The sequence below is a fragment of the Chryseobacterium sp. T20 genome, from assembly GCF_047345655.1.
GTDB lineage: Bacteria > Bacteroidota > Bacteroidia > Flavobacteriales > Weeksellaceae > Chryseobacterium.
In genome coordinates, this window is sequence record NZ_JBLFDU010000013.1 from 1 (window position 1) to 13961 (window position 13961).

Genomic DNA, 13961 nt, shown 5'->3' on the forward strand with positions numbered 1-13961 from the left:
TGTTTCCTATTCCTTTTTCCAATAAGGTTATTCTTAAAATTAAGTCTTTATGATTTATTGCAAACTTACCACGCAAAAGACGCTAGAGGATTTATATTAATTTTATGTTTTTGTTCGCAAGAGCGTTTTACTCAGCAACACACAAACTGATGCTCTAGCTGAAAGAAATGATTTAAACCATTAAGGTTTTTAAAGGGATGAAGAATTATTAAGGCTAAAGCTATTATGAAGCAGGAATGCCTTATTCATCAGCGATGAACCTTAATTTTTCTTATAATCTTTATTCTTCTTAATGGTTAAATAATGTATTCTGTTTTTTTGACGCAAAGGTTTTTATTGGGAGTATGCTCATTCAAGGAAGCAAAGAAGGAATCAACAAGTTGATTGGATGAAGCTGATATAACAAAAAATGATTTGAACCGTTAAGATTTTTGAAGGGGTGAAGAATTATTAAGGCAAAAGCTAGAGCTATTATGAAACAGAATGCCTTATTCATCAGCGATGAATCTTAACTTTTCTTATAATCTTTATTCTTCTTAATGGTTAAATAATGTATTTTGTTTTTTTGACGCAAAGGTTTTTATTGTGAGTATGCTCATTCAAGGAAGCAAAGAAGGAATCAACAAGTTGATTGGATGAAGCTAGCAGGAAAATTTCAACATTTAAAAATTTCCATTCATTACTCATTATTCCAATCTCAGCGTAATATTGGTATGTGATTCTATGATTTCCAATAAAATATCAAAAAGTGTCTGCCCTTTTCCTTCGGTTAATTCGTCTAATTTCTGCTGAATTAATTCTATGTTGAAAGGTTTTCCCTGTCTGATTTTATTTTCATAGAATTCACGGGTAGCCTTAAAGCCTAAGTCTTCTTTTGACTTCTGCGATTCTTTCCAAATGATTTCAATTTCTTCTTTGCCTTCAATTACTCCGAAACCACCGTATAGGATGTCATCAAAACCGTCCAGAGTTCCTACTTTCCAGTCTGTATCCTTCATCAGAACGTTGGAAGCTTCTTCGTAGAAACCTCCTAAAGACGAAAAATGACCGCCATGGATGACGATCATTTTTCTTGTATTGTTATTTGAAGTATTCAACACCGTTTTTGAATATATTGTGATAATTCGCGGTTGGTATATTCTTCATGAGACCTTCAGCAAAACGTTCCGGGTGTCCCATCCTTCCGTAGATCTTTCCACATGGGCTGGTAACTCCTTCGATTCCGAATAATGAATTATTAGGATTGAATGGCATTCCGTGAGCAATGTTTCCATCAAGATCAATGTATTGGGTAGCAATCTGTCCGTTTTCATACAATTTCTTGATCTCTTCTTCTGAAGCCATGAAACGTCCTTCTCCGTGGGAAATCGGAATAGTGAAAGTTTGTCCTTTCATTCCTTTTAACCAAGGGCTTTCGTCATTCACTACTTGTACAGTAACCATCTGAGAGATATGTCTTCTGATGGCATTGTGCGCTAACGTTGGAGAGTTTTCATCCAAATCTTTGATTCTTCCATAAGGTAATAATCCTGATTTAACAAGTGCCTGGAATCCGTTACAGATACCGATAATCATCCCGTCTCTGTCTAGTAATTCGTGAACTGCATTTTTCATTTTCTCGTTTTTCAGAACGTTCACAATGAATTTTGCAGAACCATCCGGCTCATCCCCTGCAGAGAAACCTCCTGAGAATGCCAGAATCTGAGAAGTTCTGATCTCTTCAACCCATGCATCAATACTTTCATCCAATAACTGGTGATTGATATTGATCAAAGGCAAGCTGCTTACTACAGCACCTTCTTTTTGGAATGCATTCAGCGTGTCATACTCACAGTTAGTTCCCGGGAATACCGGAGCAAAAACTTTCGGCTGTGCAATTCCGTGTTTTTTAATGATGATATTTCTTGGATGGATTGAGTTTGATTTTTCATCAATTTCAACTGTAATCTTTTCTTTTTCTACTGTCGGGAAAAGGTTCTCGAATGTATTGGTATTAGCAGCTAAAAGGTCTGTGATGTTTGATTCAAGACCGTTGATTTTTACAACACCTGAGTCTTTCACTTCTCCGATCAACTTAAGAGCAGCTGAGCTTAGTTCTTCTTTGGCTTCAATGATTAAGCTACCGATATTTTTAGCCAATAAAACAGCTTCGTCAGCATTAATTTCAGCACCCAATCTGTTTCCGAAGCTCATTTTTGCTAAAGCTACAGCAAGACCTCCTTCTTTCACTGTTTTCACAGAAACAATTTTTCCTGCTTTAATATTTTCGAAAATAAATTCAAAAACTTCTTTTAAAGCATCATAGTTTGGAAGTCCGCTTTCCTGAGCAATATGATTGAAGAAATACAGTTTGTTTCCAGCATTTTTCAATTCAGGAGAAATGATATTTTCTTTGTCTCCGTTGGCACATGCAAAAGAAATCAAGGTTGGCGGAACATTCAGATCCTGATAGGTTCCACTCATGGAATCTTTTCCTCCGATGGCTGCAAGACCTAAATTGATCTGTGCATCATAAGCTCCAAGAAGTGAAGCTAAAGGTTTACCCCATTTTTCTGGATTTTGTCCTAATTTTTCGAAGTATTCCTGGAAGCTCAGTCTGATGTTTTTATAGTCACCTCCCATCGCTACAATCTTCGCCACACTTTCTACTACAGCGTAAGATGATCCTAACAGTGAGTTTTGTTTTGAGATTTCAGCATCGAATCCCCAGCTTGCCAAAGAAACGGTTTTAATATCTTTTGCTCCTAAAATAGGTAGTGTCTGCACACTTCCTTCCATTAGTGTCTGCTGGTATTTCCCTCCTAAAGGCATTGCTACGGTAGTTCCACCTACTGAAGAGTCGAACATTTCCAATAGTCCTTTTTGGGAAGCTACGTTTTTATCTTTTAAGATGTTCAGGAAGTTTTCTGCTGTGAAAGCTTTTGTTTCTTCTTTTACTTTTTCAAGGTGAGTGATTTTCACTTCCTGAGATTTTGAACATCCGTTGGTATCTAAGAAAGCTCTTGAAAGGTCTACAATTTTGTCTCCTTTCCAGAACATGTGCATTCTTCCTGAATCTGTCACTTTTGCTACTTCTACGGCAACAATGTTTTCTGCTTCACAGAATTTGATGAATTTTTCTTTATCCTGAGGATCTACTACCACCGCCATTCTTTCCTGAGATTCAGAAATAGCCAGCTCGGTTCCGTTTAATCCTTCATATTTTAAAGGTAATACGTCAAGGTTTACTTCTAAAGAGTCTGCAATTTCACCAATTGCTACAGAAACTCCTCCTGCTCCGAAGTCGTTTGATTTTTTGATCAGCTTCGTTACTTCAGGATTTCTGAATAATCTCTGAATTTTACGCTCTTCTACCGCATTCCCTTTCTGAACTTCAGAACTCATGGTGTGGATAGAAGTTTCGTCCTGCTCTTTTGAACTTCCGCTTGCTCCTCCTACTCCGTCACGGCCTGTTGCTCCTCCTAAGATAATGATAGAGTCACCGTTTTCAGGTTTCTCACGTCTTACCCAATCTACTGGAACAGCCCCGGTAACGAAACCTACTTCCATTCTCTTGGCTTTGTAGCCTTCGTCATAAATTTCGGAAACCATTGTAGTCGCAAGACCGATCTGGTTACCGTAAGATGAATATCCGTTGGCAGCCTGTTTGGTAATGGTTTTCTGAGGTAATTTTCCTGGTAAAGTTTTGTCAACAGATTCTAAAACGTCTGCAGCTCCTGTTAATCTCATCGCCTGGAAAACGAAAGATCTTCCGGATAATGGGTCTCTGATAGCACCTCCCAAACAAGTAGAAGCCCCTCCGAAAGGTTCAATTTCTGTCGGGTGATTATGCGTTTCGTTTTTGAATAATAAATACCAAGGTTCTTTTTTACCGTCATATTCTGCTTCAATCTGGATCGTACATGCATTGATCTCGTCTGAAATAACAAGATTATCCAGGTTTCCTGTTTTATGGAAATATTTACCGCATACTGTTGCAAGGTCCATTAAGGAAATTGGCTTCAGTTCACGGCCTAAGAATTTTCTTTTTTCGATATAATCATTGAAAATAGTTTCCAATGTGTGTTTGAACTGACCTTCAAACTGAATGTCTGACAACTGTGTTTCGAAAGTGGTGTGACGGCAGTGGTCACTCCAATACGTGTCTAATACTTTTAATTCTGTTTCCGTAGGATTTCTTTCTTCTGTTTTGAAATAATCCTGAATGAATTTCAAGTCGTCTAATCCTAATGCAAAACCATGATTATTGTAAAAACTTTCAAGTTCTGCATCATTGAAATTGATGAAGTTTTCGTGGATGATTACTTTTGACGGGGTTTCATCTGCAGGAATATCCAGAATTGATAAGTCTTTTTCCTGAGATTCTACTTTGTTGATCAGAAGGTCTTTGATTTTAACCAGATCAGCTTCGGAAACTCCTTCAAATTCGATTAATTTCCCACTTCTTACTTTTGATTTTTCATTTTCTGTCAACAAAGCGATACACTGCTGTGCAGAATCTGCTCTCTGATCATACTGTCCTGGCAAAAATTCCATTCCGAAATGAATAGCTTTTGCAGGGTTTTCTGTATGTAAAATATCAGTAACAGGGTCTACGAAAGTATTGTTCACCACTTTTTCAAATTCTCCGTCATTCAAGTTGAAAATATCATACACATTGTATACTTTCACACTTTGAATTGCCGGGACAACCGCTTTTACTTCATCAAAAATTTTTGGACTTTCAACATCGAAAATTCCTCTTTTTTCTACGAAAATTCTTTTGTTATTAGACATTAGATGTCAGATTTTTAATATTAGATTTATTTTTTATTTTCAAATTTATTTCTTGCTATCTCTATTGAACGATGCAATTTTTCAAGCAAAACTTTTTCTGAAGGTAAGATAAGTAAATATTCTGCTACTTTTATATTATCCCCTTCCAGATTCATGAGTTCTATATGTTCTGAATTTTTTCCTGAGCAAAGAATTAAACCAATGGGAGGATTCTCCCCTTCCACTTTTTCATATTTATTAAGATAGGAGAGATAAAGCTCCATCTGCCCTTTATGGCTGGCTTCAAATTCACCTAATTTCAGTTCGATAACGACTAAAGATTTTAGTTTCCTATGATAGAAAAGTAAATCCAGATAGTAATCTCTGTTATCTATTGTGATTCTTTTCTGTCTTGAAAGAAATGCAAAATCACTTCCTAATTCAGAAATGAATTTTTGAAGTTCCACGATAATGGCTTCTTCTAAATCTTTTTCAGAAAAGGTATCTTTCAATTCTAAAAAATCAAGAAAATAGGGATCTTTAAAAACTAAGTCAGGGTTTAAAATATTATTTTCAGACCAGTTTTTCAGTTCTTTATCTATTATTTTCTCAGGCTTTTTACTTATTGCTGTTCGTTCAAAAAGCAGAGAATTGATTTTTTCTCTCAAGACTCTGACACTCCAATTTTCAATTTTACAAACTTCAAGATAAAAGTTTCTTTTAGTATCTTGCGAAATAGGAATAAGAAGTAGAAAGTGAGTCCACGATAATTGTCGCATCGCTGATGCGACAATATTAAAATCACTAAAAACAGACGCAAACTGCATCATTTTTCGGATATTTTTCTCAGAAAATGAATTTCCAAATTCTAACGTAAGTTGCTGAGAGATCTGTAAAATAACTTCTTTACCATACTCTGCTCTCTTATTATCTAAAACATCTTCATTTATTCTTTTTCCTATTTCCCAGTACAAAACCACCATTGCTGAGTTTACCTGAGCAGCGACCTGACTTCTTGTCTTGTCTACCAGCTCCTTAAGATCGGTCATTAATTGTTGATGATTTTGATTCTGTAACATTATTAAAAATTAGATGTCAGATTTTTAATATTAGATTTATTTTTCTTTTTTCTGAGTTAAAGTTTTTTTTCTTTAAACCCATCTATATTGGAAATTTTTGAAAGAGATTTTTCTCTCTATCCATTATTCTGTACAAATTTAAAGGAATAAGTTATATTTTCTTCAAATTTGAACTGTAGAATTTCCAATTTATTTGTTTATAAATTTATTCGGATTATCCTTATGTTCTTTCTGAAAGTCTTCTGCATTTTTTATTTCTTCTTTCAGCCAGTTTTCAAAAGGGATTTTCTTTTCATTAAAATCCTCAATGGCATAAAATGTTTTTCCATCTTCTGAAACCAGGAATTTGAAACGATAAAGCATATCCAAATCTTTCTTCTTGTGATTATAGGTATTCACCTGATAATACGGAAAGTTTTCTTTTGGTCTTTCTACAATTTCAAAAAACAGATTCTTTTCTTTTTCAGACAGTTTATTGTAAAAATTCACATAATAAAGATCTGCAAGCTTTTTCTTCTGTTTTTCAAAGAACTGAAGAATATTCTTCTCTTTTTCATTGTATTGAAACGGATTCGGGTAGTATTTCCCGTCTATTTCAACATCCTGTTGTGATGGTTTTGCCAATGGCTGAACAGTTTGTCCTTTGACATTCATCACACCCCATTTCCCTCCTACAACTGCTCTGTGCTCATCATTGGTCTTTTCCCAGTCACATCCGTCACAAAAGGTGGCATATCCGTAATTAAAAGGAAATGCAAAGTCATGCTCAGCTTCAATAACAGTATTCCCGTTTCGGTCTGCAAATCCTACTTTACCATTTTTAACCAATCTTCTCAGTCCTTCAGAGAAATAATCTGCTCCATTGTCATAAAGGAAAGGCTGATATAGAAATTTACCTTTTCTGTCGTACACATATCCCCATGCATTTTTCTCCGGTTTTTCACCTTCTTTACTGCCATCAAAAAGAATAGTTTCTCCTTCTACAGGATCTCCATCTTTTAAGAATGAAAAAATTTTGAACTGTGCAGGAACAATTATTTTTCCTGCTTTATCTTTTACTCCAACTAAAGAATCTTTGGATTTAAAATAATGTAAATCCTCTTTACTCTGAGAAAAAGAAATGATTGGTGTTAATAGAATGGTTAATAGTAGTTTTTTCATATTAATTGGAGTGGGAAATAAAATATGCAGCCCAAAAGACTGCATATTGTTTTATACTTTAAGATCAGCTTCCAATCCTATTAAGTCTTTGTTTTGGTCTATAATCGGCTGTACTTCATTTTTGATGAATTCCTCCGTCTGGATCGGCGCGAAACCAATAAAGTTTTTAGGATCTAAAACTTCTTTCAGTTTTGATTTGTCTAGTTTTAAAGAATCATCATTTAAGATTCTTTCAATAAGGTCATTTTCTTTTCCTTCTTCTTTCACTTTCTTGGAAGCTTCCATAGAGTGAACTCTGATTACCTCGTGGATTTCCTGACGGTCACCACCGGCTTTTACTTCTTCCATGATGATATATTCTGTCGCCATGAAAGGAAGTTCCTCCATAATATGTTTGTTGATTCTGTTTGGATAAACAACGATTCCGTTCATAATGTTATTCCAGATTAATAGAATAGCATCAACAGCTAAAAACGCCTGAGGAATTGTTAATCTCTTATTCGCAGAGTCATCCAATGTTCTTTCAAACCATTGTGTAGAAGCTACCATTGCAGAACTTGTTGTCAGAGACATCACATATTTTGCCAATGCTCCGATTCTTTCGCTTCTCATTGGGTTACGCTTGTACGCCATTGCCGATGAACCGATCTGGTTTTTCTCGAATGGTTCTTCAATCTCCTTAAGGTTTTGAAGTAGACGTAAATCGTTTGTGAATTTATGTGCAGATTGTGCAATATTCCCTAATAAAGCAACTACTTTTGCATCAATTTTTCTATCGTAAGTCTGTCCGGAAACTCCGAAAACTTTTTCGAAACCGAATCTTTTTGAAAGTTCTTTATCTAAGTGTTTTACTTTAGAATAATCACCGTTGAACAATTCAAGGAAACTTGCAGCAGTTCCTGTAGTTCCTTTTACTCCTCTGAAACGAAGGGTTTCAAGGAAGAAATCCAATTCTTCGATGTCAAGAACCAAACTCTGTAACCAAAGAGTAGCTCTTTTCCCAACTGTCGTCAACTGAGCCGGCTGGAAGTGTGTGAATCCTAAAGTCGGAAGGTCTTTATACTGAATTGCAAAATCCGAAAGATTTTTCATCACGTTCACCAACTTTTTCTTTAAGATTAAAAGTCCGTCACGGATTTGAATTAAGTCTGTATTGTCTCCTACAAAAGCTGAAGTAGCTCCCAGGTGAATAATTCCTTTTGCTGAAGGCGCCACATCACCATAGGCGTGAACGTGAGCCATTACATCATGACGGAATTTTTTTTCGTACTCTGCAGCTTTTACGTAATCGATGTTTTCAGCATTAGCTTTTAACTCAGCGATCTGCTCGTCTGTAATTTCAAGTCCAAGGTCTTTTTCGATTTCAGCAAGAGCTATCCAAAGCTTTCTCCAATTCTGGAATTTGTTATTGTGTGAGAAGTTAAATAACATTTCTTCACTGGAGTAGCGCTCTTCCAATGGATTTTTGTAGGAATTCATTCGTTCTTTTACTTTTTAGATGTACAAAAATACGGTTTTTCGGTGAGAGATGAAAATCCAGATTTGATGATTTTCATTCATAATTTATACTTATACTTTTGCCTTGAAGCAAAAGTATGTAAAAGTTTAAGACGGGAATCATCCGCTAAAAATTTAAATGTACTCCTGAAATTTCCAAACTCGCATGGATCATTCGGTTCTGCTACGGCTTTGACCAAGTCCTATGCTCAGACAGTGGAAATTTTTTAACGGATTACATTGAAATTTTCTTTACGCTCCTGACATCTAAGTCGATTGTGGAAAGCATACAAAAAAAGCTATCTCATTTCTGAGACAGCCTGTTCTTTACCTTATTTTCATGAATCAGATTAATCAATAAGTCCGCATGATGTTCCTACAGGAATGCATTTTTTCACAAATGAACACCAGAAGTATCCTGGCAGACACATTGGGATTCCTCCCTGAACAATTTTCAATTCTCTTTTTGAAAGTTTTCTTAAGTTTTTCATAGTAACATTTTTTTGATTTTTTCCTACTCTCTATGCTTTTCGGATTATGCTTTAATTTGGTAGATCCAATATACATGTTTTTCGGATATGAAAACATAACATGTTTATTTTATTTAACTTACAACAAAACTTGTTTATTAACTTTTAATGATCAACATTGTATGTCAATATAGTTTCTTAAAACAAGAAATAAAAAACCTCCGCTGTTGCAGAGGTTTCGTTTTATTTACAGACACGAGCGAGACGCTCGCGCTAGCTGGTGCAGATATTCTATTTCTGACTTTTTATTCTATTTATAAAAGGAAAACTTTCATTATACTCTACCCAAACTGTATCCCCTATCTTATAACGATCATCATAACTAGGATTAGAGTATTTCTTATCTTTCACAGAAAATTCATAATAGTAATTAAATGCTCCTGTTATAAAGCCCCTTCTTTGGGGTTCTTTTTCATCTATAATCAATCCTTGAGTCTGTTTTAGAGGAATGATTTTCATTAGAGGTCTGTATATCATAACATTTCTATTAAGAAAAATGATAAATAGTAATATTAAAATTAAAAAAAAACTTTTCTTAGTCATTTGTCTTATTTTTTACTTTATCCACTTTATTTTTAGTAGTTGCTCTGCTACCGTATGAATCCTTTCATATGCTTAAAACTTTAGATCAAAACATTGGGTTGAATTCCTAAAAACTTTTGTTTTTTAATGATCTTATATTTTTAACATAAGCTCTTTATTATTCTGAGTTAATATATATAGGTTCCACACGAAGGGATTCGTGCAGGAGCAGGAAATAGCAATATTAAAATTACAAACACTGTAACAATAATTATTTTCTCCGTTTAAAATAATGAAGAAAGAAATAGATAGCCATTAAAAAAACTATTGAAATACCTAATGTAAAATAAGTTTGAAAAGGAATAGTATGACTACTTGCTAATGCCATTAAAAATGCGAAACACAAAAACAGAACACAAAAGATGCTTATCCATTGTAATATTTTCAACGTTATTCTCATTTATCTATCAATTAATATTTAGTTTAATACATTTTTTATCCAGTAAGAATACGGTTGTTGAGATAATACTAATGCCAACACAAAAAAAATAACCTTAAAGAATAAATTCTCCTTTCGATAAATGAAAATAGTGTAATACACATAAGAAAGCAAAACAGGAATAAGGTATACAATAATCAACCTATTCTCTGCTGCATGCACACTATCTTTAATTTTATAAACATCTATAAATTTATCCAGTTTAAAAATATTGTAATACACTATTAAAAAATATAAAAAGTTGATGACAAAAATCATCAGTGCATGAAACAAAAACCTACCCACAAGTTTTAGAATAAGATGAATATTGAGTGATAGCATAGTTTATCTGATCATTAGTTTAATTGAATTAAAAAAAGATTCAAAAATATAAAATTTTATTTTCCAGGTTATTATTTTTTTGAGAATGATTATTGGCATATTCAATCAATATTATCAGGTCTATCTGAAATTTCTAATATAATAAAAAAACCACTCTTCCGAGTGGCAATATATTTTTTGAAGTTTGATCTTATTGATAGATGACAACATCATTTTTCTTGATTTGGTAGCTTTTTTTGTAGGGAGTCAAAACATAGCTATCATTAATATGAGATCCGCTTTTCCAGATCTTTGCTTTTCCCTGTTTATCCAAAATAATGCTTTTTGCAGCTCCATCCGGAATAAATACTTCAGCTTTAGTCATACTTTTATTAAAAATAACTGCCGTCATAGTAGTATAGCTTTTATCTGAGTTTACTTCTTTGAGTTTTATTTTCTGATTGAAAGTTTTTATACAATCATTTTTTAACTGAGAATAGGTATATCCTGCGGAACCAATACAACCATGAACATCTCTGTCTCCTCCCAGAACAGGAGCACTTTTTTGCGCAAAAACGAATGAACCAAGGAACATGGCACTGAGTAAAATTATTTTTTTCATATGTAAAATTTTTGTTTTCTGATGGATTAAAAATATCCCAAAAAAGTGATATTAATTAATTTCCCTAAGGTACAAAAAAAACCACTCTCACGAGTGATTTCTTTTTTAAAATCGGATTTTACTGATAGATCACGATATTATCTTTTTTAAGCTGATATCCGTTCTTTTTGTAAGGAACCAATACATAACCATCCTTTTTCCATGCTTTGGCTTTACCTCCTGCTCTGGTAAGGATGATGCTTCTTTCACCGGCATCTTTTACAAAAACCTCAGCTTTTTTCATGTCTTTACTGAAAATAACTGCAGCTATTGAAGTATAGCTGTCTTTCGGAGCTACTTCTGTTAACTTGATTTTCTGTTCAAAAGTTCTTACACAGTCTTTCTTAATTTGAGAATAAGTATATCCTGCAGAACCAATACATCCGTGTGCATCTCTGTCTCCACCTTTTATTGTTCCTTTTTGTGCAAATACTAAAGAACCCAGGAACATTGTGCTTAATAAAATTGTTTTTTTCATGTCAATTTGTATATAATAATTACCCGAGTTATTATTAAAAATCGTGCCAAAAAACATCATAACACAATCCGGTGACTTAGTTTTTCAGATATTACTTAGTCCAGTTAATCTTTGAATGCTGAACATTGTCAGAGCTGGTTCCGATCATAATATCAAATTCACCTGATTCCCAGTCATATTTCAAATCTCCGTTATAGAATTTCAGATTTCCAGGAGTGATATCAAAAGTTACTTTTTTCGATTCTCCTTTTTTCAAAAATACTTTCTGGAAGCCTTTCAATTCTTTTACCGGTCTTGTAATACTTCCCACCATGTCTCTGATATATAGCTGAACAACCTCAGCGCCATCATAGTTTCCTGCATTGGTTACTGTAACACTTGCCTGAACAGTCTGATTTCCTTTCGCCGTAGTATGGGAAACTGTCATATCCGAGTAATTGAATTTCGTATAGCTTAATCCATATCCGAAAGCATATAAAGGTGTATTACACTCATCCATATAGTTTGAACGGAATCTTTCATAAGTACATTTGTCTACTTTATCCTGGCTCAATGGGCGGCCTGTATTTTTAGCATTATAATAGATGGGTACTTGTCCAAGGCTTCTTGGGAAAGTCATTGGAAGTTTTCCGGACGGGTTTACTTTTCCGAACAGAACATCTGCAATGGCATTACCAGCTTCAGATCCTGCAAACCAAGCATTCAAGATAGAATCCGGAGTATCTTTTACATCGGTTAAAGCTAGTGGACGGCCTGTGAAAAGAACCATCGCGATTGGCTTTCCGGTTTTCTTTAATTCGTTCAGTAAGTCGACCTGAGACTGAGGAATGGTAATTTCTGTTCTTGAAGAAGATTCTCCACTCATTTCAGCAGATTCTCCGATAGCCAGAACAATCACATCTGCTTTGCTGGCAACATCTACCGCTTCTTTTAACAATTCTTCTTTGGAACGGTTGTCTCTGTCTGTTTTTTTACCGTGAGCAGCATAGATTTCTTCTAATTTAGCATCATAATCTATATTGGCACCTTTTGCTGATAAAAACTTAACTTCCTTTCCGTAGTTTGACTGTAACCCTTGCATCAAAGAAACTGAAGCCGCGTGTTTTGTAGCAACACTCCATGTTCCGGCCATATTCATCGAGTTATTCACCAATGGTCCAATGACTGCCACTGTTCCTGATTTTTTTAAAGGCAATACCTGATTGTCATTTTTCAATAACACCATGGATTGAGCAGCCGTGTTTCTTGCTATATTACGGTTTTCCATATTATAGACTTCTTTTGCAGCCAATTTTGCATCTCCGTGCTTGTATGGATTATCAAATAAGCCAAGATCATATTTTGCTTCAAGAATTCTTCTTGCTGCCATATCAATTTCAGCCTGTGTCACTTTTCCTTCTGCCAGGGATTTTTTTAAAGTTGTTAAAAAACCTTCTCCCACCATATCCATATCAACTCCAGCTTTTAAAGCCAAAGCAGATACCTGCTGAAGGTCTCCCATACCATGGTCTACCATTTCATTGATCCCGGTATAGTCTGTTACTACAAATCCTTTAAACTTCCATTGATTTCTTAAAACTTCGGTCTGAAGCCATCTGTTTCCTGTCGCAGGTACTCCATCCACTTCATTGAAAGAAGCCATTACTGAAGCTACACCAGCATCTACTGCGGCTTTGTAAGGAGGAAAATATTCATTAAACATTCTTACATGGCTCATGTCAACGGTATTGTAATCTCTTCCGGATTCACCTGCTCCATATAGTGCGAAATGTTTTACGCATGCTAAAATATTGGTTCCATTCGCAAGGTCTTTCCCCTGATAGCCATACACCATATTTTTAGAAATTTCACTTCCCAAATAAGGATCTTCACCAGAGCCTTCTGATACTCTACCCCATCTTGGTTCACGGGAAATATCTACCATTGGAGAGAATGTCCAGTTGATTCCGTCAGAAGCAGCTTCTCTGGCTGCTACTTTAGCAGACTGCTGGATAAGGTTCATGTCCCATGAAGCGGCTAACCCTAAAGGAATCGGGAAAGTAGTTTCGTACCCGTGGATTACATCCATCCCGAAAATCATTGGAATTTTCAGACGGCTTTTTTCTACAGCTACTTTCTGAACAGCTTTGATCTTATCTGCTCCTTTTATATTGAATAATCCTCCAACTAACCCTTGTTCTACTTTCTTTCCGATATCAGAGCTCTGTGCCTGTCCGGTAGTGAAATCTCCGGAAGTGGGAAGGTTCATCTGACCAATTTTTTCATCCAATGTCATTTTAGACAAAAGATTATCTACAAAAGCTTTCTTTTTAGCCTGATACTGAGCCGTCTGATAAGACTGAACGGGCTTCGTTATCATTTCCTGAGCGGAAAATACAGGAGCCAATGCTAATGTGGCGATTACAATTAACTTTTTCATAAATCTATCTTCTTAAATTATTGTTTTATATTTTTTTGCTTTAATTCGATGAGTTTATCT

10 protein-coding genes are annotated in these 13961 nt (G+C 35.0%); all 10 read right to left on the reverse strand.

What is annotated here, in order from left to right; translation table 11 throughout:
* Positions 1–686: 686 nt before the first annotated feature.
* Positions 687–1100, reverse strand: coding sequence for a ribonuclease inhibitor (locus tag ACMA47_RS21585; protein ID WP_413931438.1), 414 nt, complete (start codon positions 1098–1100; stop codon positions 687–689).
* On the reverse strand, positions 1081–4776 hold the full coding sequence (locus ACMA47_RS21590; RefSeq protein WP_413931439.1) for a phosphoribosylformylglycinamidine synthase: 3696 nt from the start codon (positions 4774–4776) through the stop codon (positions 1081–1083). Before ACMA47_RS21590 ends, ACMA47_RS21585 begins: the two co-directional genes overlap by 20 nt.
* Before the next feature lie 26 nt (positions 4777–4802).
* Positions 4803–5804 carry a PDDEXK nuclease domain-containing protein gene (locus ACMA47_RS21595; RefSeq protein ID WP_413931440.1) on the reverse strand — a complete coding sequence of 334 codons (1002 nt, stop codon included), beginning with the start codon at positions 5802–5804 and terminating at the stop codon, positions 4803–4805.
* Positions 5805–6023: 219 nt separating this feature from the next.
* Positions 6024–6995 carry a WG repeat-containing protein gene (locus ACMA47_RS21600; RefSeq protein WP_413931441.1) on the reverse strand — a complete coding sequence of 324 codons (972 nt, stop codon included), beginning with the start codon at positions 6993–6995 and terminating at the stop codon, positions 6024–6026.
* Positions 6996–7046: 51 nt separating this feature from the next.
* Positions 7047–8474: an adenylosuccinate lyase gene (purB, locus tag ACMA47_RS21605; protein WP_034699682.1), complete on the reverse strand. Its 1428-nt coding sequence runs from the start codon at positions 8472–8474 to the stop codon at positions 7047–7049.
* Between the two features lie 368 nt (positions 8475–8842).
* Positions 8843–8983 (reverse strand): bacteriocin-like protein, encoded by a 141-nt coding sequence (locus tag ACMA47_RS21610; RefSeq protein ID WP_413931442.1) that lies wholly within the window; start codon positions 8981–8983, stop codon positions 8843–8845.
* A 270-nt stretch (positions 8984–9253) separates the two neighbouring features.
* Complete coding sequence (locus ACMA47_RS21615) at positions 9254–9481, reverse strand: hypothetical protein (RefSeq protein WP_413931443.1); 228 nt, start codon at positions 9479–9481, stop codon at positions 9254–9256.
* A 1073-nt stretch (positions 9482–10554) separates the two neighbouring features.
* Positions 10555–10965 carry a hypothetical protein gene (locus ACMA47_RS21620; RefSeq protein ID WP_413931444.1) on the reverse strand — a complete coding sequence of 137 codons (411 nt, stop codon included), beginning with the start codon at positions 10963–10965 and terminating at the stop codon, positions 10555–10557.
* Between the two features lie 118 nt (positions 10966–11083).
* On the reverse strand, positions 11084–11482 hold the full coding sequence (locus ACMA47_RS21625) for a hypothetical protein (RefSeq protein ID WP_413931445.1): 399 nt from the start codon (positions 11480–11482) through the stop codon (positions 11084–11086).
* Between the two features lie 91 nt (positions 11483–11573).
* A complete protein-coding gene (gene bglX / locus ACMA47_RS21630; protein ID WP_413931446.1) occupies positions 11574–13901 on the reverse strand; it encodes a beta-glucosidase BglX in 2328 nt (775 codons plus the stop codon).
* Between the last annotated feature and the right edge of the window lie 60 nt (positions 13902–13961).